Origin of the sequence: Magnetofaba australis IT-1, assembly GCF_002109495.1 — a bacterium.
GTDB classification, from domain to species: domain Bacteria; phylum Pseudomonadota; class Magnetococcia; order Magnetococcales; family Magnetococcaceae; genus Magnetofaba; species Magnetofaba australis.
The window spans coordinates 667,197-692,219 of sequence record NZ_LVJN01000019.1 but is presented as its reverse complement, the minus strand read 5'-3'; the positions used below and the strand labels follow the sequence as shown (position 1 = coordinate 692,219).

The 25,023-nt window shown below is 60.2% G+C and carries 26 protein-coding genes and 1 tRNA gene; 12 read left to right on the top strand and 15 right to left on the bottom strand.

Going from position 1 to position 25,023, the window contains the following annotated elements; genetic code table 11:
- Window positions 1-8: 8 nt before the first annotated feature.
- The 8 genes from MAIT1_RS12250 to MAIT1_RS12215 form a co-directional block, all read right to left on the bottom strand.
- Complete coding sequence (locus MAIT1_RS12250; protein WP_085442545.1) at window positions 9-665, bottom strand: hypothetical protein; 657 nt, start codon at window positions 663-665, stop codon at window positions 9-11.
- Window positions 666-679: 14 nt separating this feature from the next.
- Window positions 680-1,573 carry an ATP-binding protein gene (locus tag MAIT1_RS12245; protein ID WP_085442544.1) on the bottom strand — a complete coding sequence of 298 codons (894 nt, stop codon included), beginning with the start codon at window positions 1,571-1,573 and terminating at the stop codon, window positions 680-682.
- Window positions 1,570-1,764: a hypothetical protein gene (locus MAIT1_RS12240; protein ID WP_085442543.1), complete on the bottom strand. Its 195-nt coding sequence runs from the start codon at window positions 1,762-1,764 to the stop codon at window positions 1,570-1,572. The genes MAIT1_RS12245 and MAIT1_RS12240 overlap by 4 nt, the downstream gene beginning before the upstream one ends.
- Before the next feature lies 1 nt (window position 1,765).
- A complete protein-coding gene (locus MAIT1_RS12235; protein ID WP_085442542.1) occupies window positions 1,766-1,987 on the bottom strand; it encodes an Arc family DNA-binding protein in 222 nt (73 codons plus the stop codon).
- Window positions 1,987-2,475, bottom strand: a complete 489-nt coding sequence (locus tag MAIT1_RS12230; RefSeq protein ID WP_198947873.1) for a hypothetical protein — start codon at window positions 2,473-2,475, stop codon at window positions 1,987-1,989. Before MAIT1_RS12230 ends, MAIT1_RS12235 begins: the two co-directional genes overlap by 1 nt.
- 2 nt (window positions 2,476-2,477) lie before the next feature.
- Window positions 2,478-3,293, bottom strand: coding sequence for a DUF3102 domain-containing protein (locus tag MAIT1_RS12225; RefSeq protein ID WP_085442540.1), 816 nt, complete (start codon window positions 3,291-3,293; stop codon window positions 2,478-2,480).
- Window positions 3,290-4,258 carry a hypothetical protein gene (locus tag MAIT1_RS12220; protein WP_085442539.1) on the bottom strand — a complete coding sequence of 323 codons (969 nt, stop codon included), beginning with the start codon at window positions 4,256-4,258 and terminating at the stop codon, window positions 3,290-3,292. The genes MAIT1_RS12225 and MAIT1_RS12220 overlap by 4 nt, the downstream gene beginning before the upstream one ends.
- A 276-nt stretch (window positions 4,259-4,534) precedes the next feature.
- Window positions 4,535-4,741: a helix-turn-helix domain-containing protein gene (locus tag MAIT1_RS12215; protein WP_085442538.1), complete on the bottom strand. Its 207-nt coding sequence runs from the start codon at window positions 4,739-4,741 to the stop codon at window positions 4,535-4,537.
- A 385-nt stretch (window positions 4,742-5,126) separates the two neighbouring features.
- On the opposite strand from MAIT1_RS12215, the gene MAIT1_RS12210 reads away from it, so the two are divergent.
- Window positions 5,127-7,199, top strand: coding sequence for a DNA topoisomerase III (locus MAIT1_RS12210; RefSeq protein WP_085442537.1), 2,073 nt, complete (start codon window positions 5,127-5,129; stop codon window positions 7,197-7,199).
- Between the two features lie 4 nt (window positions 7,200-7,203).
- Here MAIT1_RS12210 and MAIT1_RS12205 read toward each other — a convergent pair whose 3' ends face one another.
- On the bottom strand, window positions 7,204-7,899 hold the full coding sequence (locus MAIT1_RS12205; RefSeq protein WP_085442536.1) for a hypothetical protein: 696 nt from the start codon (window positions 7,897-7,899) through the stop codon (window positions 7,204-7,206).
- A gap of 146 nt (window positions 7,900-8,045) precedes the next feature.
- Here MAIT1_RS12205 and MAIT1_RS12200 point away from each other — a divergent pair, with 146 nt between their 5' ends.
- From MAIT1_RS12200 to MAIT1_RS12180, 5 genes are all read left to right on the top strand, one after another.
- Entirely contained in the window at window positions 8,046-8,747 is a 702-nt protein-coding gene (locus MAIT1_RS12200; RefSeq protein ID WP_085442535.1) for an XRE family transcriptional regulator, read from the top strand.
- 128 nt (window positions 8,748-8,875) lie between these two features.
- Window positions 8,876-9,094: a hypothetical protein gene (locus MAIT1_RS12195; RefSeq protein ID WP_085442534.1), complete on the top strand. Its 219-nt coding sequence runs from the start codon at window positions 8,876-8,878 to the stop codon at window positions 9,092-9,094.
- Window positions 9,084-9,518, top strand: a complete 435-nt coding sequence (locus tag MAIT1_RS12190) for a DUF2924 domain-containing protein (protein WP_085442533.1) — start codon at window positions 9,084-9,086, stop codon at window positions 9,516-9,518. Before MAIT1_RS12195 ends, MAIT1_RS12190 begins: the two co-directional genes overlap by 11 nt.
- Complete coding sequence (locus MAIT1_RS12185; RefSeq protein ID WP_085442532.1) at window positions 9,515-10,837, top strand: recombinase family protein; 1,323 nt, start codon at window positions 9,515-9,517, stop codon at window positions 10,835-10,837. Before MAIT1_RS12190 ends, MAIT1_RS12185 begins: the two co-directional genes overlap by 4 nt.
- Entirely contained in the window at window positions 10,837-11,256 is a 420-nt protein-coding gene (locus MAIT1_RS12180; protein WP_085442531.1) for a hypothetical protein, read from the top strand. The genes MAIT1_RS12185 and MAIT1_RS12180 overlap by 1 nt, the downstream gene beginning before the upstream one ends.
- A 304-nt stretch (window positions 11,257-11,560) precedes the next feature.
- On the opposite strand, the gene MAIT1_RS12175 is transcribed toward MAIT1_RS12180, so the two are convergent.
- Window positions 11,561-11,647: transfer RNA gene (locus MAIT1_RS12175), tRNA-Leu, on the bottom strand.
- 114 nt (window positions 11,648-11,761) lie between these two features.
- Here MAIT1_RS12175 and MAIT1_RS12170 point away from each other — a divergent pair.
- Window positions 11,762-12,583: a metallophosphoesterase gene (locus tag MAIT1_RS12170; RefSeq protein ID WP_085442530.1), complete on the top strand. Its 822-nt coding sequence runs from the start codon at window positions 11,762-11,764 to the stop codon at window positions 12,581-12,583.
- Here MAIT1_RS12170 and MAIT1_RS12165 read toward each other — a convergent pair.
- The gene (locus MAIT1_RS12165) at window positions 12,575-13,144 is read right to left on the bottom strand and encodes a hypothetical protein (RefSeq protein WP_085442529.1); all 570 of its coding nucleotides are present in this window, start codon (window positions 13,142-13,144) and stop codon (window positions 12,575-12,577) included. The genes MAIT1_RS12170 and MAIT1_RS12165 overlap by 9 nt on opposite strands.
- A 159-nt stretch (window positions 13,145-13,303) precedes the next feature.
- The gene (locus MAIT1_RS12160) at window positions 13,304-14,314 is read right to left on the bottom strand and encodes a glycosyltransferase family 2 protein (RefSeq protein WP_085442528.1); all 1,011 of its coding nucleotides are present in this window, start codon (window positions 14,312-14,314) and stop codon (window positions 13,304-13,306) included.
- An 18-nt stretch (window positions 14,315-14,332) separates the two neighbouring features.
- On the opposite strand from MAIT1_RS12160, the gene MAIT1_RS12155 reads away from it, so the two are divergent.
- From MAIT1_RS12155 to MAIT1_RS12145, 3 genes are all read left to right on the top strand, one after another.
- A complete protein-coding gene (locus tag MAIT1_RS12155; protein ID WP_085442527.1) occupies window positions 14,333-15,304 on the top strand; it encodes an MBL fold metallo-hydrolase in 972 nt (323 codons plus the stop codon).
- Window positions 15,305-15,392: 88 nt separating this feature from the next.
- Window positions 15,393-17,588: a GAF domain-containing sensor histidine kinase gene (locus MAIT1_RS12150; protein ID WP_085442526.1), complete on the top strand. Its 2,196-nt coding sequence runs from the start codon at window positions 15,393-15,395 to the stop codon at window positions 17,586-17,588.
- Between the two features lie 45 nt (window positions 17,589-17,633).
- Window positions 17,634-18,566, top strand: a complete 933-nt coding sequence (locus tag MAIT1_RS12145) for a response regulator (RefSeq protein ID WP_085442525.1) — start codon at window positions 17,634-17,636, stop codon at window positions 18,564-18,566.
- A gap of 84 nt (window positions 18,567-18,650) precedes the next feature.
- Here the strand turns inward: MAIT1_RS12145 and MAIT1_RS12140 are convergent, their stop codons facing one another.
- Window positions 18,651-19,799: an FAD-dependent oxidoreductase gene (locus MAIT1_RS12140; protein ID WP_241893465.1), complete on the bottom strand. Its 1,149-nt coding sequence runs from the start codon at window positions 19,797-19,799 to the stop codon at window positions 18,651-18,653.
- A 110-nt stretch (window positions 19,800-19,909) separates the two neighbouring features.
- On the opposite strand from MAIT1_RS12140, the gene MAIT1_RS12135 reads away from it, so the two are divergent.
- The gene (locus MAIT1_RS12135; RefSeq protein ID WP_085442523.1) at window positions 19,910-20,812 is read left to right on the top strand and encodes a hydrogen peroxide-inducible genes activator; all 903 of its coding nucleotides are present in this window, start codon (window positions 19,910-19,912) and stop codon (window positions 20,810-20,812) included.
- 50 nt (window positions 20,813-20,862) lie between these two features.
- The gene (locus tag MAIT1_RS12130) at window positions 20,863-22,758 is read left to right on the top strand and encodes a sensor domain-containing diguanylate cyclase (RefSeq protein ID WP_085442522.1); all 1,896 of its coding nucleotides are present in this window, start codon (window positions 20,863-20,865) and stop codon (window positions 22,756-22,758) included.
- A 302-nt stretch (window positions 22,759-23,060) separates the two neighbouring features.
- Here the strand turns inward: MAIT1_RS12130 and MAIT1_RS12125 are convergent, their stop codons facing one another.
- A complete protein-coding gene (locus MAIT1_RS12125; RefSeq protein WP_158089462.1) occupies window positions 23,061-24,011 on the bottom strand; it encodes a glycosyltransferase in 951 nt (316 codons plus the stop codon).
- A complete protein-coding gene (locus tag MAIT1_RS12120) occupies window positions 24,008-25,009 on the bottom strand; it encodes a radical SAM protein (protein ID WP_158089461.1) in 1,002 nt (333 codons plus the stop codon). Before MAIT1_RS12120 ends, MAIT1_RS12125 begins: the two co-directional genes overlap by 4 nt.
- Window positions 25,010-25,023: the final 14 nt, after the last annotated feature.

The window sequence follows — 25,023 nt, the reverse complement described above, 5'->3', positions numbered from 1 at the left end:
TCACCCCCTCACTGGGCCCAACTGGGCGTTTGAGTGGGAGGTTGCGCCGGTTGCTGTTGGGGCGCGGTGGACTGCTGTTGCGCAGCGGGCTGTTGCTGTGGCGCAGTCTGCTGCCAACCCTGATTGGCGGGAGGCGTCGCCGGAGCCGGGGCAACGCTGGCGTTGAACCCCTCATACTCCTTCCGATCCGGCGTAATGGCGAACTGGATGGTGTTTTTGTCTGAGCCGTCGCGCTGATCTTTCTCCACATCAATCTTGGCCAGGAATTCGATCCCATCCAGATCGGCAAATCCGTTGATGCGCCGCGCCTGCTGCGCGTTGGGCGAGTTGTCCTTGTCCTTCAAGCCACGGCTTGAGTTGAGAATGGCGCGCACGAAGGAGCGACCCATGTTGCCCCATTCCGGCCCTTTGGGGCTGAACAGGCCGATGCGGCTCCACACCTTGCGTTTGGCGTACTGACCAGCGGTAATGACGAACTCGCAGTTCAGATACACCGCGCCGGTTTCCGGATTCTGCTTCGCGTAGCCGCCGGTCCATCCCCGGTTGGGATCGTCATAACCGCCGGGTTTGACGGTCATGCGCACCGGCGCGATGGTCCCACGGGGGATCAGGTCAAAACTCTGCTGACTCTCAGCATCGTTGAAGTCGGTCCAATTGCCGTTCATGATGATCGTGCTCCTTATTGCTGTTGCAGGCTATCGGGGGCCCCGGCGGCGGGGGCGGCTTCGGTCACTTTCTCAGGGCGTTCGAAGCTCAGCCTTTCCGCCGCCGGTTTCACCGGCTGGTGAATTTTTTCCATGAGGCGACCCAGATGGGGCTCCTCGATCATTTCGAGTCGTCCGCTGCGATCCTTGGCGGGATACCCCCAGGGATTGAGCGTGTGGCAGATGAAGGCGCGATAGGACGGTCCCTCCTCCGGGCGGATCTCCGTCATGGTGATCACCTGGTCGACGATGCCGGGAAGCTCCAGCCCGGTTTTGGCCCCCTCGATCTGTGGGGCAAAGTAGCGACGGCTGAAGTCGTCGGTCTTCTCATCAAGGATGCCGACAAACCAGACATTCTTGCCCCGGGTGTGCTGCAGATGGGTAATCCAGGCGATCATCTCCTGACCGTGCAGACCGTAGGCGCCGCGAATGTCGGGTTTGCCGCTCTTCTCCGAAAATGCCTGTGGCTGACCTTTGCACCACTGAAAGCAGAGACGCCCGGCCACGGTAATGCTGTCGACGAAGATGGTGCGGTACTTGGCGAGCAAACTGGGATCGCCGAACTTCTGCACCACCGCATCGTAGTGCGCTTGGCTGTAGTACTGGTCATCGCGCAGCGCCGGATTGGGGCCGCCGATGAACACCGCGAAATCTCGACATTCGTCCCAGGTGCGGGGCCGGATGGTGTCTCCGGGCCATCCCTCCACCGCCAGATCGCCAGCCTCCAGATCAAAGAACAGGGTGGTGGCCGCACCGACGGTGTGGAGCAACGAGGTCTTGCCGATACCGGATTTGCCGAAGATCACGCCCTTGTCGCTCCTCGGCTCCGCCATGCGCGCATCGGCGCTGATAATGGGTAAGCCGCTCATTGCCGCCCCTCCAGGCTCGGGTTGGTCAAACGAATTTCATTTTCTAATCGACGTTTGATTCTGCTCAGCTCAAGGTGGGCGCTACCCAACTCCGCTGGTTCAATCTCCCATGCCAAGGCCTGTCCGATGGGCAGCGACTCAATGGCGTCCATCACCGCTTGGACCTTGTTATGAAACTCAAAGGCATCCATTTCACTTCCCTTCCATGTCAAAAGGTTGTTCACCCGCCACATGACAGCGTGGCGCGCATTGCTCTAGACTCAGCTGAAGCCGATGCACGATCTCCGCGTTCATACTGCGGTTCTGCGCGCGCGCCGCGCGTTTGATCTGCTCTTTCATGCCAGTAGGGAATGAGAGCGTGTAGCGCTCCTGATCGCTGGGATAATCCCTTCGGCGCGTTATCGTGCTGCTCATCACGCCGCCTCCTGGCTCTCAGCCGACACGGTCAGCTTGAAGGTGGGTTTGCCCGGCTTAACGGTGCGCGCACCCTCGAACGCGCTGCGGATCTGCGTCGGCCACGCCTTGAACTTGCTCTCGGGCACTTTGAAGGCAACGTCCAGATATTCATGCGGATTTTCGCCCGCCTTGGCGATGCGCTGAAACAGGTCCGCCAGCCGTTTCTGATCCCAGTGGGGGCGCTTGGGCAGATCGGCAACCACCTGCACGTTGCCATCATTAAGACGCACCGTGCCGAAGTCCTTACCGCTCTGCTGGCGCAGCTGTTTGATGAGGTCCCCGTATTTGCGGGCGATGGCGCCATCGAGAAACTCCTTGGCGCTTTTGGCGCGCTCCAGAGCAGCGTTGGCTTGTTGCTGAAGGTCCGCCAGGGCGGCGCCGTCCAGATTGGCGACGTCACCGAGGGGCATGGTGTGCAGTTGCTTGAGGGTGATGGTGTCGTTCATGATCACTGACTCCGTTGCATCAGGTTGTTGTCGGCGCTGCTCATCGCCACTTCGACGATGGCGAGCGTTTTACGCAGACGGTCGTGTATGGGTTGAAGGTCCGCGACGTGGAGCATCGCGTGTATGGGTTTGATGGCGCTCTCCAATTCGCCAAGCAGGGTGAACAGAGTTTCCCTGGGCAGCATCGGCGCATGCTCATGCACAGTGACCGGCTCCGCATCAATCACCACCTCAGCGCGGGCGGTTTGCGCACTGGCTTGATTGCGCAGGTCGTTGCACTCGCGGCGCACATCCTGGAGTTCACGGGTCAACTCCGCGTTGCGGTTTGACCGGTTTTTCAGATCGAGCTTCAAGGTGGCGACTTCGGCTTTGAAATCTTCCTGCTTTTTCCGGCTCTGCTGTTTGAGTTCACGGATCTCCTCTTTCCACTTCTTCACATCCGCATTGGAAACCGAATCGCCTGCACTCGACTTCTCAACCGCTTTCTCGATGACCTCCTCTGGCGTTGAGGGGGCCGCGAGGAAGTAGAGAACTGAGGGTTTCAAATCCGTCAAATTGACGGATTTGGTTCCAAACCGCTCAGCAACCCGCATGAAACGAAGGGCGCTGCTTTCCGTCATCTCAAACTCAGCCTGGATCCAGGGGCCAAAGCTCCCGTGAGGGATCGCATCCTTCACACGCTGTAAATCCTGGCCAATGGCGATGATGTCCTCCGCCGTTCGGCGCATGCGCAAGCGGATCCGCTCCGCAGCTGGTTTGGCGATCTCGATCATCGGTTCGATCAAGCTGTCGTAGTTGAAGGGGGTGACAGCGCTCATTGTTCGGTCTCCTCGTCCAGTCCGTGGATTTGGGGGAAGGGCTCTTCAGCTGGATCCCAGTGTATGCAGCCGCGCTTTTTGCCCTGGGCAAAGAGGTTCCAGGCTTTGATGGTCATGGCGCGAACTTGAACTGAATTCAGCTTTTTGCTCGTCTGATTGACCAGAAGCGCTTCGCGCAGACGATAAACGGAATCCTGTTTGGTGATGTTTTCACCAGTGGTGAGTTTGTTGAAAAAATGGTCGGCTGCAGGCGTCTCTTTATCGCTATTCATCACGTACTGCGTGCGGCGAAAGAGGAAGTGCAACACCGCGCCGTTGGCCACGTTGATGAACCGGCGAGCCTTATTGCCGAATTGGATGCTCTCTCGCAGCTTGGGGTGTTCTTGAAGCAGATTCTCCAAGGTCTCCTGGTCAGGGGAAAACTTGGGCCCATCCTTGTGGAATTGCTCAGTGCTCCACATGTACAGAAGCCGAAGAGCCGCCCCGAGATTGACGTAGTGTTTTTCACCGTTGATGTTGAGGTGGTCCGCTGTAGTGCGCTTGGAGCCCTGGTCATAAGTGCGCATGACCCCGTTGTCGACGCCGAACACCACGATGGCGGCAGCGGCGATACCGCTCTTTTCGATGGCGTGCAGGCGGTGCTGACCATCAAGCAATTCCCCATGTTTGGAGAAGCAGATGGATTCACCATTCAGCCGCCAGTGGTTGTTCTCCAACACCGAGACCAATTCATGGAGATGGCGTTTTTTAAGGCTACGGTTCTTGACGTTCCGCTCAAGCCATTGCTGAGCCAGCGCGGGGGTGATGTGCATCACGCAGGCGGAGATGGCGTCGGGCCAGAAATCGATCCCCGGCGCGGTCCCCTCATCACAGGTGAGCGGGTCGATCTCTTCGAGCTTGTAGAAGAGCTTGTAGACCGAAAGGTCATCCTGATGAGCGTTTGTGGTTTGTGGGGCGCTGTTCATGTTCTTCCTCCTGATTGAAGATCCTGGAAATGCCGCGCGCCAGACCCGCCAGGAATCGGGCTTTTCGGGTACGTTTCCCTAGACGCGCGGTTCGGGTCCGCCCTGCCGTCGATTTCAATCAACAGCGCGGCGGGTTTTGCTGAACTCTCTCTGGCTAACTACAACTTTCCTTGCATCACTCATCATCACTGATAGAACTCCTGGGCTGATTCAGGCCGCAGGAATCCCGTCCGAGCGCATAGCCCTCGGTGAGACGTTCTGGTTAAATGGGGTTGATCAGTGCGTCACATAGCGCGATTCGATAAACTTCTCCACGTCGGCCGTGCGGTACATCACCTTCCGCCCCACCTTCACATAAGGTAGTGCGTAGCGTTTGGTGTGTCGCCAGTTACCCAGGGTCGTGGCCTCTACCCCCAGGATCCTTGCCGCCTCTTGAGGCGTGATCAATTTAGGGTTGTCCACGGTTTGTTGATTGCGTTTCATCAGCGCCCCTTTCTGCGTTGGCGTTGCTGTTGAAATTAACCGTACACGATCATTTATTTTAACTAAATACGGAATCTCGCGAGATTCCCAAAAGTAGGGTGTGAGATTCCCTTGTGCCTACAATCGAATCTGCAACCACCTGCTTCTAAATGGTTTTTTTGATTGCTCTGTAAACATAAAATCCGAAAAAAATGCAAAAAGGGAATCTCACACCCCCTCTGAGATTCCCTTGAGCGTACAACGTTTACATTGCAGGATGTTTATTTCCTATTTGTTTCCATAATGTTAATTCACGTTCCGCAATGCGGAATTTTGGCCTCGGGGAAAAAGGGAATCTCACTTTTTTAGGTGAGATTCCCTCTCATCTAGACAGTTTGGAGCGTCATTGATCCTCTACCTGTGCGAAAAGCCCTCACAGGGGCGTGATATCGGGCGCGTTCTCGGCGCCACCGCGCGTCGTGAAGGATACGTCGAAGGCTCTGGCGTGCGCGTGACGTGGTGCATTGGCCATCTTCTAGAAATGACAGAGCCCGACCGCTACAAACCGGAATGGAAGCAGTGGCGACTCGATACGCTCCCCATGACGCCTGATGTCTGGAAGCTGGAGCTCACCAAGCGCGGCGGCAAGCAGTTCAAGGTCATCAAGGAGTTGCTGAAGGGAGCTTCGGAGGTGGTGCTAGCCACTGACGCCGACCGTGAGGGTGAAACCATTGGTCGCGAGGTGCTGGAGCGCTGTCGCTATCGTGGAAAGGTCTCCAGGCTGTGGCTTTCGGCTCTGGATGACGCCAGCATCCGCAAGGCGCTCTCCGCCCTCCGGCCAGGGCAACAGACAGAGCCGCTGTATCAGGCAGGCTTGGGGCGAGCGCGCGCCGATTGGTTGGTCGGTATGAATCTAACCCGCGCCTACACCATTATTGGCCGTCAGGGGGGATATGACGGCGTGCTGAGCGTGGGAAGGGTCCAGACACCTACATTGAAGCTCGTGGTGGATCGTGACCGGCAGATCGAGAATTTCAAGCCGGTGGACTACTTTGACGTCACCGCGCTGCACCGAGTCGCCAGCGGCGCGTTCAACGCGAAATGGATTCCACAAAAGCAGCATGCCGACGATGAAGGCCGTTGTCTGGATCGTGCTGTCGCCGAATCCGTCATTCAGAAGGTCCAGGGCCAGGTCGGGAAGGTCACCAAGGCAGAGACCAAGCGGGTTAAGGAACCCCCTCCTCTACCGCTTGAACTCTCCACACTCCAGCAGGAGGCCTCACGCCGTTGGAGCATGAGCGCCAAGAAGACACTGGAGGTCGCGCAGTCCCTGTACGAAAAGCGCAAGGCCGTCACCTACCCGCGCACCGATTGTCGCTTTCTGCCTACGGAGCAATTCAAGGATGCATCCAAAGTGCTACAGGCCATGGCGGCAAGCGACCCGTCAATTACGTCTTTGGTCCAAAACGCCAACCCCAAATTGCGCTCCAAAGCTTGGAACGACAAAAAGATCACCGCTCACCACGCCATCATCCCCACGGCCGCCAAGGTTAAGATTGAGAGCCTGAGCCGCGAGGAGTCGCTGCTCTACGATCTGATCCGGCGCCACTATCTGGCCCAGTTCTTCCCACCCTTTGAATACGACGCCACCATCATTGACACCTTGGTTTGTGAAGAAGCATTCCGCGCCACGGGACGGGTGGAGAAAGCGCCCGGCTGGAAACAGGCTCTGGGGCAACCGCAAAAAGAGGCGAAATCCACCGACAACGAGGACTTGCAGTCGCTGCCGTCTGTTCAGGTTGGTGAGGATGTTCGAATTGAGAAGGCGGAGTTGACCGCCAAGCAGACCAAGCCACCCAATCGCTACACAGAGGGCACGCTGATCCAGGCGATGAAATCGGTGGGCAAACTGGTTGAGGATCCGCGTTTACGCAAGATCCTGCGGGAGACCTCCGGCATCGGCACTGAAGCGACCCGGGCATCCATCATTGAGACGCTGCTTAAACGCCAGTTGCTCGCCAATGAGGGGAAGAAACACCTCATCAGTTCGCCAGCTGCTCGCGCATTGGTAGACGCCCTGCCCCACAGCGTGACGGATCCGGCCACCACGGCGGTGTGGGAGCAGACGCTTGATGACATCGCCAACGGCAGCAGCTCCTTAGACGAGTTTCTGGGGAAGTCCGAACTCTGGCTCAACAAACTGATCGGCAATGTCAAAAAACGCCAGGAGATGGGGATCAATCCCTTTCACAATCTGCCCGAGTTGGCGATCGCCACCAGATCCCGGCGTCTGTCGTCACGCCGGGCCGCTGGCGCGGGCGCGCGCAGAGGGTCGCGCAAGGCGAATGCTGCTATGGTGGACCCTTCGCGCGCTTGCACGCAGTGCGGTAGCGCCATGGTGCGCCGAAAGAGCAAACATGGCGAATTCTGGGGATGCTCTGCATATCCCAAATGCCGCCACACCATGCCCATTGCTTGACGCCTCACTGCCCCGGTTGGAACGGCGCCAGCCAATTGCGCAGCGTCTTGGCGGCATACCCCTTCCCTTCGCAGGCGATGTCGACAATCGCTGTCGATTTAATCATCTCTTTGCAGGGGATCTTAGGATTCTGCGCCCATAGCGTCCGGGCAACCGCCTCCGCGCGGTCACGGTGACGATTGGAAACGCCATGACGACCAGTATACGGTCTGTCCGCGTCCGAGGGGTGGGAAGGAAATTGCGTAGGAGAGATGTTGGGTTCTTCTGCTTCAATATGGTGACGTTTCTCGAACTGGCGGACTTCCTCACCGCTCAACCGTACATCCGCAGGCGTCATAGGCAACCCGGTCTCATCGTCGCCCTCAAGACCAGGAATATGAAAACGCTTGAGCTTCTGGCGATCCCCTTCCGGGGTGTCCGCCAATGACCGGATATCCGCTTTGCCGTAGGACCACAGCAGACCGACATCCTTCATATCCAGTGGCAGCAGACCGGTGCGGTACTGTTCTATAAATGGGTGGAAGGTCTTTCCACCATCTCCCAGCACCACGCTCTCTGACACCTCGACATGCGCATGCAGCACCCACACGCTCACCATCACTTGACCATCCATGGCGTAGGCCAGGACGTCCTGCTCCGAACATCCCCATCGCTCCGCCACTTCGGCAAGCGTGAAGAACTGTTTGGGCGGCAGAGGCATTCGGCATCATCCTTTCATCAAATCGAGTTGCGCGTTATGAGTGGACATGGGCATAGTTTATTGATGCACAGCCTAACACCATACCAATTAGTTTTCAAACACATATATATTTGCGTTCCACGCAACAATCTGCCATCCTCCGCACTATGAGCACATTCGCAACACGCCTGCGCGAAGCGCGCACCGCCCTTAAACTCTCGCAAATGGCTTTGGCCAAACGCGCCAGGGTCAGCCAGGGCTTAATCCACAAACTCGAGCATGAGGGCGACGGTTCCACCACCCGTCTCTTGCAGATCGCCGAGGCTCTCAATGTGCGCCCGGAATGGCTAGCCAATGGCGAGGAGCCGCGCCGCTGGGGCTCGCCCAAACTGATGGGCGCAGACGAAGCCCACCTCCCCAAAGGGGCGCCACAGAAAACAGAACCGACTGCGCACGGATATACCCTGATACCCCGCTTTTCTGTAGAGGCTAGCGCAGGGTCTGGGAATGAGATCCTTCAAGAGGAAGTGCTGGATAGACTGGCTTTTCAGACCGCATGGCTGGAAGAGAAAAATCTCGACCCGCGCTTTCTGGGTATCATTCAGGCCATGGGCGACAGCATGACGCCGACGCTTTGCGATGGCGACACACTATTGGTTTCCATGAATCAGCGCCAAGCAATGGACGGCAGAATCTTTGTGCTGCGCTCTTCCACCGGTCTCTTTGTTAAACGACTTCGAATCCTACCAGGCAAGACCCAACTGATCAGTGACAACGACAAATACCCGCCCTACGAGATAAGCGCTGATCAATCCGACCAGTGGGAGATCATTGGCCGCGTCATTTGGGTTGGACGCGAACTGCTGTAACCTACCTCAGAATACCTCTGGCAACTTTGTCATACCGCGCCCTCATCACAAACACACTTGTATTTGTTTGATTGTTCAGACGCGTGTTACGGTCGCTCTCAGCACACATTTCCAGGAGAGCGATCACAATGCCCACCGCCATCCACCCAGACCTGCTCAGCCCCGAAGAACGCCTCGACGAGATTGCCGAGATTCTCTCGGCGGGCGTGTGTCGCCTGCTGGAGAAACGCAACGCGCCCACCCTGCTGAAAACACGGCGGAATAGCCTGGACTGTGAGTTCGATACGAGCCTGTATGGTAACCAAGTATCCTTACAAAACCAAGGAGATGGTCCCCATGACGACTGAGGTATTGAGACGGGTGGCGGCGCTGCCGGAGAAGTCCACTGACGATTTAAAGAAGATGTGGGTGGATCTGTTTCGGAATGAACCCCCGCCCTACAACCGCACGTTTCTGATCAAGCGCCTGGCCTATCGCATCCAGGAGTTGGCCTGGGGCGGCCTGTCGGCGGCCACGGTCAGCAAACTGGAGGCGCTGGCGGCGCAGGAGAAGACCATGGAGCGCGCGCCCAACCCGGTGCGTAACGACGGCCTGCCGGTTTCCGGCACGCGCCTGGTGCGCGAATGGAAGGGCGTGGAGCACCACTGCACCGTCCTCGATGACGGGTTCGAATATCAAGGACGCCGATTCAAGAGCCTCTCCGCCATCGCGCGGGATATCACCGGCACGCGCTGGAACGGAAAGCTCTTCTGGCTGGGAGCACGCAAATGACGAAAACCCGCTGCGCCATCTACACCCGCAAATCCACCGACGAAGGGCTGGACAAGGAGTTCAACTCACTTGATGCCCAGCGCGAAGCGTGCGAGGCCTACATCGCCAGTCAGAAATCCCAGGGCTGGATGCTCATTCATGACGACTATGACGACGGCGGCTACTCCGGCGGCGACATGGAGCGCCCGGGGTTACAGCGTCTGCTGAAGGACATTGAGAATGGACTGGTCGACTGTGTCGTCGTGTACAAAATCGACCGGCTTTCCCGCTCGCTTTCTGACTTTACCAAAATGGTCGACCTCTTCGACGCCCATCATGTCTCCTTCGTCTCCATCACCCAGAGCTTCAACACCGCCACATCCATGGGCAGGCTCACACTGAACATGCTCCTCTCCTTCGCCCAGTACGAACGCGAAATCACCGCCGAGCGCATCCGCGACAAGTTCGCCGCCAGTCGCAAAAAGGGCATGTGGATGGGCGGCAATCCGCCCTTGGGCTACGATGTGCGCGCCAGACGGCTGGAGATAAATCCTGATGAGGCGGCGCTGGTGCGCCTTATCTTCGACCGCTTTATCGAAATTGGCTCCTCCACCAAGCTCTGCAAAGAACTCACCGCCGCTGGCCACACCACCAAGTCCTGGACTGCGCAGACCGGGCGCTTCAATCCCGGCAAGCGGTTTGACAAAACCGCGCTCTACCGCATCCTGAACAACCGCGTCTACCTGGGCGAGGTGGTGTTCAAGACCGAAGTCTACCCCGGCGAGCATGAGGCCATCATCACCCCGCGGCAGTGGGAGCAGGTCCACGCCATCCTCGAGCAGAACAATCGGCGCGGCAAGCGGCCCATTCGCGCCGACAGCCCCTTCCCGCTCAAAGGCATCATGCAGTGTGGCCACTGCAACCGGGCCATGACCACCAGCCACACCCGCAAACAGGGCAAGCACTATCGCTACTACGTCTGCATGACCGCCACCAAACACAGCTACGGCGACTGCGACATTCGCAACATCTCCGCCGGGGAGATTGAGGCGCTCATTCTGGCCCACATTGAGCACCTGGTGCGCGCCCCCGAAGTGGTCGCCCGCGTCTGGCGGCAGACCAACGATGGCGCCGGTCCCGCCTACTCTGAAAACAGCATCGTCGAAGTCCTCAAAGCCATAGAGCCCATCTGGGCGGAGCTCTTCCCCGGAGAGCAGGGGCGACTCATTCAGCTGCTGGTGCGGCGCGTCACGCTGCGTGAAGACCAGCTTCAGATTCAGCTGCGCATTGAAGGCTTTGAGCAACTCATCGAGGAATTCCAGACCCAGGAGGCCGCATAATGCATCCCGACGCCACCACAGAGCTCTCAGACGACAGAAAGACGCTCACCATCACCATCCCCATCAATCTACGGCGCAAGGGGCTGCGCAAGCAGATCGTGGCCGCCAATGGTCAGGATCTCCCCCTCACCAAGCCACGCAAGGACGAGGCGCTGATCCGGGCTCTGGCGCGCGCTTTCTACTGGCGCAAACAGATTGAGTCGGGACAGTCCGCCAATGCTCGTGAATTGGCCGCAAAGGAGAAAATCGATCACGCCTACCTAAGTCGCATCATGCGCATTACCATGCTGGCTCCTGACATCGTAGAAGCCATTCTTGATGGGCGTCAACCAAGGCTCGTTTCCCTGGACCTGTTGATGGGAGGCTTTCCTGACGCTTGGCCAGATCAGCGAGAAGCACTCGGATTTCCAGACACTTAACAATACATTCTGAAAGTTTTTTCCGCAATCCGTATCAACCGGTCATCGCTCGCATTTCAAACCCACAAAAAAATTGTATGAGCTAAGTGCCCGATTCTCCATGGTCAACAGGCTGTTGACCTTAAAGCCAAGGTCCACAGCTTTCAGAGAATGTGTCGGCAAACGGAGAGTTTGGGGGCGATTTTGGGGCAAACGGAGAGAATCGGAGAAAAACGGGGTCTGCGCTAAGCATTGAATTCATTAAGGATATTCAGACAGAAAAAAGCCCCAAAACCATAAGGCATTGGGGCCAGAGTCTAAGCAGTGGTGCCGGGAGCGAGAATCGAACTCGCACGCTGTCGCCAGCGCCAGATTTTGAATCTGGTGCGTCTACCAGTTCCGCCATCCCGGCTTGGGAGGAATCAAAATAGACAATGGCGCATCGGTTAGTCAATGGTAGAATGCATCAATTCTCACTTCCTCCTGCGCAGCCCTCCCGGGGCGGCCAAAAAGAGTCCGGCGCCGCATGGTCACCTTACTGCAACTCTCCGATTGTCATCTGTTCGCCGAGGCCGACGGCAAGCTGTTCGATAGCATCCCCGCACTGGCGCCGTTGCAAGCGGTGGCGGCGGATCTGCGTCAGAGTCACCCCGACGCCACCCTGGGGGTGCTCACCGGCGATCTGTCGCAGGATGAGAGCGCCGCCTCCTACGCCCACTGCATGGCGGCGTTGAGCGGCTGCGATCTGCCGTTTCTGGCCATTCCCGGCAATCACGATGATGTGGCGACCATGCAGCAAGCGTTTGCCCAGGGCGGATCGATTCGGCTGTTCCTGGGTGAACTGCGTTTGGCGGGCTGGCGTCTGCTATTGCTGGATTCGTGCGACCCCGACGGCGACGAGGGCGGGCTGTTGGGCGAAGAGAGACTGGCGGAGTTGGATGCGCTGCTGAGCAAGGATCCCGACACGCCGACGCAGATCTGGTTGCACCACCCGCCGGTGGGCACGGGCAGCGCGTGGTTTGAAGCGAAGATTCTCAAGGATGGCGCGGCGCTGTTGGCGCTACTGGAGAAGCACAAGCAGGTCAAAGGGGTGGTGTGCGGCCACGCCCATGAGGCGCTGGACACCACCCTGCCCAGCGGCGCGCGCCTGGTGAGCGCCCCCTCCACCTGCGTGCAGTTTCTGCCCAAGACCCCCACCCTGCACATCACCGCGCAGCCGCCGGGCTACCGCTGGCACCGGCTGGATGACGGCGGCGTGTGGGAGACCGGCGTTACCTGGCTGCAGCAGTCGTGGAGCCCCGCATTGCGCGCCATGGGTCCTGAGCCCACCCCGCCGCCGTCAGCCTGAACCGCCCTCTTGCGACGGCGTCAGCCAGTAGTCCACCGCCTCGCGCGCCTGTTCCAACTCCCCATCGGCATAGCGCCCCGCCTGCTCGGCGCGCGCCACCTTGCGCAGGAACGCCGCCTGGGCATCGGAATCCGCCTGCATGTGATCCATCACCCCCAACGCCAATTTGGCCGAGGGCGAGAGCTTGACCCGATACGCCTCCGGCGCCCAAGGCCCGGTGGATGAGGCCGTGCGTCCGCGCGTAGCAGGCGCCGGGGTGGGTTTCTGCTCCGGCGCTCGCGTGCGCAGGCGTCCGGCGAAGTCATACAGCGCATGGGCGCTCTTGAGCGCCGCCTCTCCCAACGAGCGCCCCTGTGCGATCAACCCTTTGAGCGTCTGCGCGGCGCGACTGAGCAGCACCACCCCCGCTTCGGCGCTCCACGCGCTTTTGCCCGTTTCCGCCGCACGATCCTGTGGCGCCGTGCGTTTGCCGCTAGCGCGGGTGATCTCCGCATAGGCGTGCTCGGCGTAAGCGCTGGCGCGGGTCACGGCTTCGGAGACGGGTTGAATCGGTTCGGACACGCGGACCTCTCGCATTGAATGATTTGGCGCACTATTCCCAATAGACGCCAAACCCATTCAATGCAAAACTCAGACCCAACCTATAACACACGTTATGTCAAATAGTTACTCTCACTTTCAGCGAGAAATGCGGCAAAACGGTCCGCCCCGCCCGGCAATTCATCCCACCATCAGGTAATCTTCGCCGGGTTGATAGCCCATGTCGGACAGATCCGCCTCAATCAACTCCCGCGCGCCATGGCTGGCCACGGCGGCTAGCACAAAAGGGTGCGGCGCGGTATCCCGCAGCCACTCTGGCGCAACCACCGGCGCGCCCTGAATGCGATTGCCGATTTTGCGCGCATCGATATCGATCCACGCCACCGACGCCACGCCGCGCGCCCACAATCCATCCAGCCGCCGCCGCGTGCGCCGCCCCGCCCCCCACACCGCCACCGGGCGCGCTCCGGTTATGCGCGCATCACGCGCCAGGTAGTCGGCGCGCACCCGATCGAACGCGGCGCGCGCGCAGTGGGGGTCGGCGCGGGAGAAGCGCGTCGGCGAATCGCGCCAATCCAGCAACACTTCCGGCAGCTTGGCCAACTTGACCCCGGCGTGGATCAAGCGCAGCCACAGCTCGTAATCCTCGGGGAAATCCCCCTCCCGATAGCCGCCATGGGCCAACACCACCCGCCGCCGACACATGGTGGTCGGGTGGGCAATGGGCGACTCCCAGTAGATCTCCCGGGCGATTTGCTCCGGCGTCAAACAGCCGTTCTGCCACGCCATATAGCGATCCAGACCTGGGTTGCGCGCCGCCTCGGGCACAATGCGCGCCTGGGTCGCCACCACGTCGATGTGCGAATTGGCGTCCAAAAAAGCCGCCTGCTTGGCCAACCGCTGCGGGGCCATCACATCATCGCCATCCATGCGCGCCACATACGCCCCACGCGCCGCCTCCAGCCCCAACTGCAGCGCCGTGGCCAGCCCCACCCGCCCCGGCTGCAGCAGCGTCACCGCCACGCCGCTCTGCGCGCCCCACTGTTCGATCAACGCCGCCGAGCCATCAATCGAGCCATCATCCACCGCCACCATGTCGAAATCGCGACAGGTTTGGTTTACTATACTCTGTAGACACGTGGGCAGCGTCGTTGCGGCGTTGTGCACCGGCATCACAATGGAAATTCGCATCAAGGATCACACCCCGCTATGGAACACGCCATTCTGCACGATCTCCCCCACGGTCTGACCCGTGTTGACGTCGACTATGTCCGTCCCGGCTTGGCCGCCGGTTATGTCATGGCGCACAACGGCCGCGGCGCCATCATCGAGACCGGCACCCGCTTCTCGGCGCCGCGCTTCCTCGACGCTCTGGATCGCGCCGGGGTGGCGCGGGAGAATGTGGACTATATCTTCATCACCCATGTGCACCTGGACCACGCCGGCGGCGCCGGGGCGCTATTAGAGAGTCTGCCCAACGCCAAGCTGGTGGTCCACCCGCGCGGCGCCCGCCACATGATCGATCCGTCCAAACTCATCGCTGGCTCCATCGCCGTGTATGGCGAAGAGAAATACTTCGCCCTGTATGGCGAGATCGTCCCCGCCCCCGCCGAACGCGTGATTGAGAGCGCCGACGGCATGCAGTTGGAGCTGGCGGGCCGCCCGCTGGAGCTGCTGCATGTGGAGGGCCACGCCAAACACCACTATGTGGTGTGGGACGACGAGTCCCGCGGCCTGTTCACCGGCGACGCCTTCGGCATCTCCTATCGCGAATTCGACCACGACGGCGCCGCCTGGATCTACCCCACCACCACCCCGGTGCAGTTCGACCCCGACGCCGCTCACGCCGCCATCGACCGCTTGGCGGATAAGGATCCCCAGTGGCTCTATCTGACCCACTTCGACGCCCTGGCCTACCGCCCTGAGCATCGCGACGCGCTGCACGCCCAACTGCAACGCATTGTGGCGCTGTGCCGCAACGCCCCGCAAGCCCCCGGCGCGGAGCGCACGGCGCACCTGTCCGAGGGCATGCGCGCGCTGTTTCTGGAGTTTCTGGAGCGGGCGGGCGCAGGCGGACATCTGGACCTGACGACCAAAGAGGCGCTGATGGCCCCGGACATCGTCATCAACGTCCAGGGGCTGGAAGTGTGGATGGACAAATTGGCCGCCGCAAAACAGTAGGCGACAGAGAGCCTTAGCAAGCTGTTATCACGTATGATAATCTACTGGCATTTCGCGCATTGATGGATGGGTAAGAGAGCCCAACGGAATGATTGAACCCAGCGCACTGCCTGTTATTTGGTTCGACGACGCTCCGCCCGGCGGCGAAACGCTGCGTCGGGCGTTTGATGAGACGCCCGAGCTGCGCATACGCCTGCTGCGGCTGGAGCCGATGCCGGAGAGCGACCGTTTTGAACAGGGAGCGGTGATCATCCTGCACCTGCAAAAGACCACTGAGTTGGCGGCGCTGCTGTCGTTGTACAATCAGATACAAAATCGCGCCTGCGCCCCGGCGCCGATTCTGATTCTGGCGGATCTCTCCCCGGATCTGAGCGCGCGTCTGCTCGATTATGGCGTGCGCGACATTCTGCCCACCAACTGCCCGCCGGAGTTTCTGCAGCAACGCATCGTGCTGCATCGGGCCCACGCCCACCAGACCCGCCAAGGCGCCACCCGCGACCCTCTCGACAGCGGCAAACTCTACTGCCAGGAGAGCGCCTATCTGGTCAGTCGGCTCGATAGCGGCGTGACCATCTGGCGGCATCAGCACAACGAACCGCAAGATCCGTTGATCTGCTGTTGGCTCAACGACGCCGCCAACGCCTTTTTCGTCGGTCCCAACAACTCCGGCATCTGGATGAAGCCGCAAGAGGTGCATCCAGATGCGCAGGAGATCGAGTTCTACGACGCCTGCCTGGATACCCTCAAGCATCAGCAAAGCGTGCACATGCCGCCGCAGGAGATCCAGACCCGCCAGGGCGCGCGCTGGATGGAGATCCGCTGTCTGCCGCTGTCGGCGGATCGCGTGGGGGTGGTCTATCGCGACGTCACCCACCTGAAGCGGGCGGTGGACAAGCAGACCCAATCGCTGCAGCAGGCAATGCAGGAGCAGAGCGACATCTCCGCGCGCCTGCAACGCAGCGTGGAGATCGAACAGGCGGCCCACGCCAACCAGCAGGTGATCCACCAGATCACCCGCCTGGCGCTACAACTGGCCCCGCTGAAGGATATTCTCAATCAGGCGCTCAGTATCATCCTGGCGCTGCCGCAGTTCAACATGCTGCCCAAAGGGGCGATCTTCCTCACCGACGACAACCAGCCCGACGTGCTGCTGCTGGCCACCCATCAGGGGGTGGAGGATAGCCCCATCCCCACCCTGTGCAGCGCCGTCACCTATGGCTACTGCGTCTGCGGACGCCTGGCGCAACAGCCGGAAACCGACCTGCTGATCACCAAAGGCTGCTCGCAGGAGGAGGATCTGCACGATCTGCAATATCCGGAGATCTCACCCCATGGCCATATGGCGGTGAAAATTCTGGGCAAACGGCGCAAGCTGCTGGGCGTGATCACCCTCTACATCACCGTTGGCGGCCACATTAGCGAACGCGAGCAGCGGCTCATCCGCACCATCGCCAACACCCTGGGCTCGCTTATCGAGATCAAGAACGCCGAGAAGGCGGCGCTGGCCGCCGAACAGGCCAAGTCGGAGTTTCTGGCCAATATGGGCCATGAGCTGCGCACCCCGCTGCACGGCATCCTCGGCTTCTCCGAACGCGCGCTCAAACGCCTGGAGAGCACCCAGTGCGAGGAGTCCGACAAGCTCAAACGCTACATGACCAACGTGCAACGCGGCGGTCAGAGGCTGCTGGAGCTGCTCAATGATCTGATGGATCTGGCCAAGCTGGAAGCGGGCCGCATGCGTTTTATCAAACGCAACGCCGATCTGGCCGATGTGGTGCGCATGGCCTGCGATGAGTTCGACGCCCTGAGCAAAGAGCGTGATCTGGAGGTACAGGTCACCCTTCTGGCGCAGGAGACCATTGCGTTGATGGATGAAGGCAAGATGCTGCAAGTGGTCAGAAACTTGCTTTCCAATGCGATTAAGTTCTCTGAACCCGGCGGCGTCATCGAACTGCTGTTGGACAAGGACGCCATGCGCGGCGGACGACGCAAAAATGACCCGGAGATCGTGCCCGCCGTGCATCTGTGCGTGCGCGACCACGGCGTGGGCGTGCCGGAAAACGAGCTGGAGTTGATCTTCGACCGCTTTGTGCAGTCGAGCAAAACCAAAACCGGCGCTGGCGGCACCGGACTGGGGCTGGCCATCTGCCAAGAGATTGTCAGCGCCCACCATGGACGGATTTGGGCGGAATTGACCCATGGCGGCGGCACCGAACTGCATGTCATGATTCCCAGCATCATGCCGTTTGCGCCCAAGGATGCGCCGCGCGACCCCTCTGAATGAAATTTATTACTGGCTGTTGGATAGGGATCTCACGAGGTTTTCTTTATGGCGGACACCCCCATCGTTCTGGTCGTTGACGACGACCCCCTCAACCGCGAGTTGCTCGACGATCTACTCGAAGAGGAACACTATGAAGTGCTGCTGGCGGAAGATGGCGAAGATGGCTGGAAGGTGATGCAGGAGCGCCGTGGCGCCATCGATGTGGTGCTGCTGGACCGCATGATGCCGCGTCTGGATGGCTTGAGCCTGCTCAAGCGGGTCAAAGAGGACCCGGAACTGAAGAAGATCCCGGTGGTGTTCCAGACCGCCAAGACCTCCCAGGAGGAGATCCAGGAGGGGCTGCGCGCCGGGGCTTACTACTACATCACCAAACCGTTTGACCAGAATACGCTGTTGGCGGTGGTGCAGACCGCCATCGCCGAGCGCCGCGATTTCCGCCAACTCCAGACCGAAGCCAAACGCTTCAGCAGCATCATGAAGCTGATGAAGAGCGGCGCATTTGAATTCCGCACCCTGGATGAGGGGTTGGATCTGGCCGCCTTCCTGGCCTCGCTGTGTCCAGATCCCGACCAGGTGGCCATGGGGCTCTCAGAGCTGCTTATCAATGCGGTCGAACACGGCAATCTGGGCATCACCTACGAAGAGAAGAGCGCGCTCAATCTTCAGGGCGCCTGGATTCAAGAGGTGGAGCGCCGCCTGGATCTGCCGGAACATTGCGAAAAGTCGGTGAGCGTCACCTACGCCATGGATGATGAAGGCGACCTGCACTTCTTCATCGAAGATGAAGGGCATGGATTTGACTGGGAGAAGTATTTGGAGTTCGACCCCAAACGGGCGTTTGACACCCATGGACGCGGCATCGCCATGTCCCGCGCCATGAGCTTCAAGAATCTGATCTATACCGAACCGGGCAACAAGGTGCTGGCCATTGTCGACGGCAAGCACGCCAATCCCGATAGCGACGACGACGCCCAGTAACCCCCCCAATGCAAAACGACGCGACCGGCTCTCCTTGAGCCAATCGCGCCGCCCTCCGCCACTCCCCTGCAATATTCTCTTGCGTTATCCGCCCACCGGCGCCATCTGCTTGACCAGGGCCGACTTCTGCGCCGTTTGATTGCCTGTCACACAGAAGCCGATCATCTCGCCCGCCTCATTGTGGAAGCGGCCCAACACGCCCTCTGCGTCGCCCTCCACTTGCCACGCCCCCGCCGCGCCCGGCGCAGGCGGCAGCGTCACGATGGGGTGCAGGGTGGTTTTGATGATCACCGGCATGTGCGGATAGGCCACCTCAGTTGGGGTTCCCGTCAACGTCGCCGCCACCGCCTTGGTCTGCAGCAGCAGCGGCGCCACGAAGGGCAGATTGCGCCCGTGGGCTTCGGCGCAGTCGCCGATAGCGTAAACGTTGGGCGCGCTGGTTTGCATCTGCGCATCGGTGACGATGCCGCGATTGACCGTCACCCCCGCCTCTTTCGCCAGGCCGATATTGGCGCGCACCCCCACTGCCGACAGAATCAGATCCGCCTCCACCACATGGCCGTTCTTCAGCTCGGTGCGGTAGCCGTCTGCGGTTTTTTCGATGTCGCCATTGAAGGTCTCCAGCTCCCACTGCGCCCCCGCCTGCGCCATGCTCTGTTGTAGGGCGCGCCCCGCCTGCTCCGGCAGCAGCGCGCTGATGGGCCACTTGTCCGGACCGATCAGAGTCACATCCCGCTGGATTTGCAGCAGGTCATTGGCGAACTCACAACCGATCAAGCCCGGGCCGATCACCGCCACCCGCTTGGTCCCTTCCAGCGCTGCGCGGAAACGGGCGTAGTCGCCCAGATTATTCACGCTGAGCACATCCTCGGCGCCGCTGCCCTGCATGGGCGGACGGATCGGCGAAGAGCCCACCGCCAGCACCAAACTGGCGTAAGCGATCCGCTCAGCGCCGATGGTGATCTCCGCCGCTGCGGTATCGATGGCGTCCACGCTGGTGTGGACACGCACCTCGGCGTCCAGATCCTGCGCCATCTTCTCGGCGCTGGCCGACGCCAGCGCATCGGCGTCCTGCCCTTTGCCCAGGGCGCCGGAGAGCATCGGCTTGGAGTAGAAGCGGCCATCGTCCTGGGTAATCAAGATCAGCGGCGCGCTCGCGCCCTTTTTGCGCAGCTCCTTGGCCACGCCGTAGCCCGCCAAACCCGTGCCGAGAATCACAATCGGTTTCATCATCTCTCTCCCACTGCTGTCTGCCAAATACATAGTGAACGTTGCAATCACCCTAGCACCAGGCGCACAATCGGTCCAATTGGTTATTTTCTTATCACTGACAGGAAAATCCGATGATCCATCTTCCGACCCTGCGCCAGTTGCAATACTTCATCGCCGTGCTGGAGTTGCGCCACTTTGGCCGCGCCGCCGCCCGCATGGGGGTGACCCAATCCACCCTCAGCGCCGGGATTCAGGATCTGGAGTCCCGCCTGGGCGCCACCCTGCTGGAGCGCACCAAACGCTCAGTCATGCCCACCCCTCTGGGAGAGCGCATCGCCGAACGCGCGCACCAACTGATCGCCGACGCCGAAGAGCTGACCCGATTGGCCAAATGGGGCGATGAACCCCTCTGTGGTCCCTTGAAATTGGGGGTCATTCCCACCATCGGACCCTTTCTGCTGCCGCGTATTCTACCCGATATTCGCCAACACTACCCACAGTTGCAGTTGATCCTGGTGGAGGAGCAGTCCTCCACCCTGGTGGAGATGCTGCAAGGCGGGCGCTTGGACGCGGCGATATTGGCCTTTCCCTACCCCATCGGCGCGCTGCATGCTGAGGTGTTCTGGCAGGAGGATTTTCTTCTGGCGCTGCCCAAAGAGCACCCGTTATGTGACAAGGCTCAGGTTTCCGCCACTGACCTCTCCCCGGGCGATCTCCTGTTATTGGAGGAGGGCCACTGCATGACCGACCACGCGCTCTCCGCCTGCCGCCTGCAAGGCCATGGCGCCGAAGCGGCGTTTCAAGGCGCCAGCCTCTACACCCTGCTGCAGATGGTGGCAGGGGGATTGGGCGTCACATTCGTGCCGCAGATGGCTGTGCGCGATGCGCAAATTGGCGAAAAAGAGATAAAACTGGTATCCTTACAGGAGTCAGGCCCGCACCGGGAGATCGGTATGGTGTGGCGAAGCTCCAGTTCGCGTGAAACAGACTTTCAAACCCTCTGTACGCATTTCCGCCAAAGTTTGGAGCAATAGACGACCGCCCGGGCCCATCATGGAAAGCATACTTGTCGGAAAGCCCACCCATGCACCTCGCTGAACTCAGCGCCAAACGCTACTACGCTCTGTTTGCCAGCCTGTTTCTGGTGTTTGGCATCCTGGTGGCCAGCGCCACCTCGACCATCAACTATCAGCTTCAGTTCACCGATGTCATTGAGGAGATCCGCGCCCAGGCCAAAAGCACGCGCGATCAAAAGCAACATACCCTGCGGCAGTTTGTCAGGCGTATCGAGGACATGACCCACGCGCTGGCGGATAACCCCATTTTGCGCGCCTTCGCCGCGTCCCAAGCGGAAGCGGACCGCGACACGCTCAATTCGCTGTTGCTGACCATCGCCGCCAGCGAATCCGACATTATGCAGGCGCGTTATCTCGACGCCGACGGTCTGGAGCGCGCGCGGGTCAACCGCAAGAGCAATCAGGGCGCGCCCATCGTTGTGCCCGCGGACAAACTGCAGAACAAACGCGACCGCTACTACTTTCAAGAGACCGCGCGGCTGCCCGCAGGGGAGCTATGGCGCTCTAATATCGATTTAAATGTGGAAAACGGCAAAATTGAGGTTCCCATCGCGCCCACTCTGCGCATCGCCACGCCGGTGTGGGCGGACAACCAGTTTGCCGGCATCGTCATCATCAATATGCACGCCAGTCGCCTGCTGGATGCGCTCACCGGCTCGCGCTTTTTCCACATTTACCTGATCGATAAAAACGGTGAGTTTCTGACGCACACGGATCCGGAAAAGTCCTGGAGCCATTACCTGCCCAGCCGCCCCAAGCTCACCTCCGAGTTCCCGGAGATCGCCCAGCGCGCGCTGGCCAACCAGGAGGTGATCGAACCGGAGTTCGCCCTCTTCTCGCTGGCGCAACAACTGCCCAACCATGACGAAACGCGCCTGCTGCTCATTCCGCGCAAAGAGCTGGTGGATCGTCTGCAGGAGGCCAACCTCCACAGCGCCGCCATCATCGGCCTGATCGTGCTGCTGATCTCCATTCCGCTCTCATGGATGGTGGCGCTGATTCCAGCGCGCATGAAGAAAAAGCTGGATCAAGCCTCACAAGAGATCTACGCCTACCATCGCATTGTCGATCGCAACGTCTACACCTCCACCACCGATGAGAGCGGCCGCATCATCAGCGTCAGCAGCGCGTTTTGCGATGTCTCCGGCTATGCGGCGGGCGAGCTCATCGGCTCCACCCAAGCGCTGATCCGCCACCCGGACACCCCGGGCGCCCTCTACGAAGAGATGTGGTCAGCCCTGCAACAGGGCAAAACCTGGCAGGGCGAGATTCAGAACATCAAGAAGAATGGCGAAGCGTTCTGGCAACAGGTGAGCATTACGCCGCAGTTTGATAGCCGCGGACAGATCAGCAGCTACACCGCCGTGGGCAGCGACATCACAGACAAGAAGGCCATTGAGCGCATCTCCATCACCGACCAGCTCACCGGTCTGTTTAATCGCCGCCATCTGGATGCGGCGCTTTCGCGCGACTACGACCTGTTCCTGCGCTACAACCACCCCTTTAGCGTCATCATTCTGGATGTGGACAAGTTCAAGCGGGTCAACGACGAGTTTGGCCACCAAGCCGGGGACGGGGTGCTGGTGAAGATGGCTGAGGTGCTGCGCGCGGGCATCCGCACCGTGGATGCGGTGGGACGCTGGGGCGGCGAAGAGTTTCTGGTGATCTGCCCCAACACCACCCTGGAGCAGGCGGGCAAGGCGGCGGAGAAGCTGCGTGCGGCGGTGGAGGCGGCGGAGTTCCCGGTGGTGGGCCATGTCACCGCCAGCTTTGGCGTCAGTCAGGTGCGCGCAAGCGGTGATGTGGATGACCTGATTCAGCGCGCCGATAGCGGTTTGTATCAAGCCAAGGAGCAGGGCCGCAACCGGGTGGTGCTGGTCCAGGCCGCTGCGCCCAAGAACTAATATAGTCGCTATTGTCAGTTGAAATCAGAATCGGACAGTTGGGATATTGGCCATGAAAGATATCGAGGGCTATGCCCTCGAGCTCCCAAAGTCAAAATCCAAACCGTGGGCTCCGCCCAATTTGTGAGATACGGCTTCGCCTGTGGCCGCTGGGGGCAGAGCCCCCAGCCCCCGCCGCCGACCAGTCGGCGGCCAATAGTCAGTGCATGCCGGGCCTACGTCACGCAAACATTTGAGTGTTTGGAAGTGTGTCATTCGGAATTCAAGCGACTATAGGACAATAACGCTTGTGCTTGGCGCGCTCAGCCGTCCTCGCGCAGCGCCTCCACCAACGGCTTGCCGCGCAGCTTGACCCAGGCGGCTTTGAGCAGGGCGTCGGTGCGTCCCAGCGCCAGCTCCAAGCGCCGCCGCTCAAACCGGCGCGCGCCATTGATCAGGTCCGCCAGGATGGTCCCCAACATGCTCCACAGGAACCAGCCGATGGAGAGTGCGTCGTTGCGGCTGACGAAGAAGAGCCGCCACAGCGTCTCCACTTTGCCATAGTAGCGGTGCACCGCCTTTTTGGTGTGGTCGGTCACATGCTCATGGCGCACGCGGGCGTCGTGGCAAACGTAGAGGCCCGCCCCTTGCGCGCCGATGGGGAAGCTGAAGATCAGATCCTCACACAGGGCGCGCTTCGCATAAATCTCTTCATGCGTATTTTTCTTTAAGAGCTCCAACCGCCAACTGGTGGCGCCGCCGGGCAGCCACTGTGTGCGATGACTCTCAGACACGTTGCAAACCGAGGTGTTATAGCCGGATTTCAACACCCTACCCGGTCCCCACGCATCCATCAGAAAAAAACGCCGCCAGGTCGAAGGCTGGTTGGCGTCCATATTGACGATGTTAAAGGAGACCCCAGCGCAATCCTCGGCGTGGGCGTTCCAGAAATCCACCAGCGCTTGAAATGCGCCCGGCTCCAGTACGATGTCGTCATCCAGCAGAATCACCACTGGCGTGGATTCATCGAGCTTGGAGATCCCCATGTTGCGCTGGCGAATCTGCCCCGGCGGACGACAGGCGTAACGCTCCACCGGCAGCTTGTCGGCATAGGCGTCGGTGACCGCATCGATGGGATTGTCACTGCCGTCAATGACGATGATGCGTCCCGGATGGATGTTCTGCGCCAGCACGCTGTCGAGCATCTCGCGCATCTTCTCCGGTCGATCCTTGGTGGGGACCAGAATGGCGAAATCCTGCGGCTGATAGGTCACGCCGGTTTCTCCCCATAGGTGCGGTGGTCCACCCCCGCAGCCACTTTGGATTCGCCATATTTGCGCCCGGGAATATTGGTCCACACCAGGGATTCGGGCAGGTCATAGAGCTGATCGCAGTTGGCGCAGTAGGGAATATCGTCAAACCGCCCCTCCCGGTGCGCTGCGCGCAGGGCGTTATAGGCGTCGCCGCCCACCACCTCGGCGATGGACTGATCATCCAGATGGCCCAACACCCCTTGGGAGTCCTTACCCAGCACCATACAGCAGGCCACCACCGCGCCATGATGGCCATCCAGCCCGCCCGCGCGCACCTGCAATAGCGGCGAGAAGGGGCGCCCGCAGGTGCGGCGCTGGGTGGCGCCGGTGATCTGCTGGCGGGCATAGGGGATATCCTGGTCCCCGGACCAGTTGTGCATCAGCCAGATCTCCGCATAGGCACCGGTGTAGGCGACCCAGTTCTGCTGATAGGCGGCGGCCTCGGCGTCGCGGTTGGCGTAGTCGCTGGCCAGATGGTACATGTGCACCTCGGTGCGCCCACCCATCTCCTTGTTCAGCTCCACGAAGCGCTTGATGTTATCGCGCACCTCCAGGTAGCAATCCTTGGACATCCACTTTTGGTAAGCTTCGCGATCGTGCCCCACAGCGGAGATGCGCAGCACGTCGAGTCCGGCGTCGATGATCTCCCGCGCCAGTTGCTCGTCCAGCTTCACGCCATTGGTGAAGGAGACGCACTTGAGCCCCTTCTCCTTGATAAAGCGGATGCGTTCGGGCATATCGCGGTTCAGGGTCGGCTCGCCGGAGCCGTGCAGGGAGACCGACTGCACGCCGTACTGCAGAGCGTCGGTGACGATCTTCTCAAACACCTCGGTGGGGAGTTTGCTGAGGAACTCGCGCTCGCGCCCGTGGGCCTGGGGGCACATTTCGCATTTGAGATTGCAGCTGCCATTAAGCTCCAGATCGAGCTGTTTGATTTCAAGGTTCTCAGGAACGGGCATGGAGAGTATCCGGT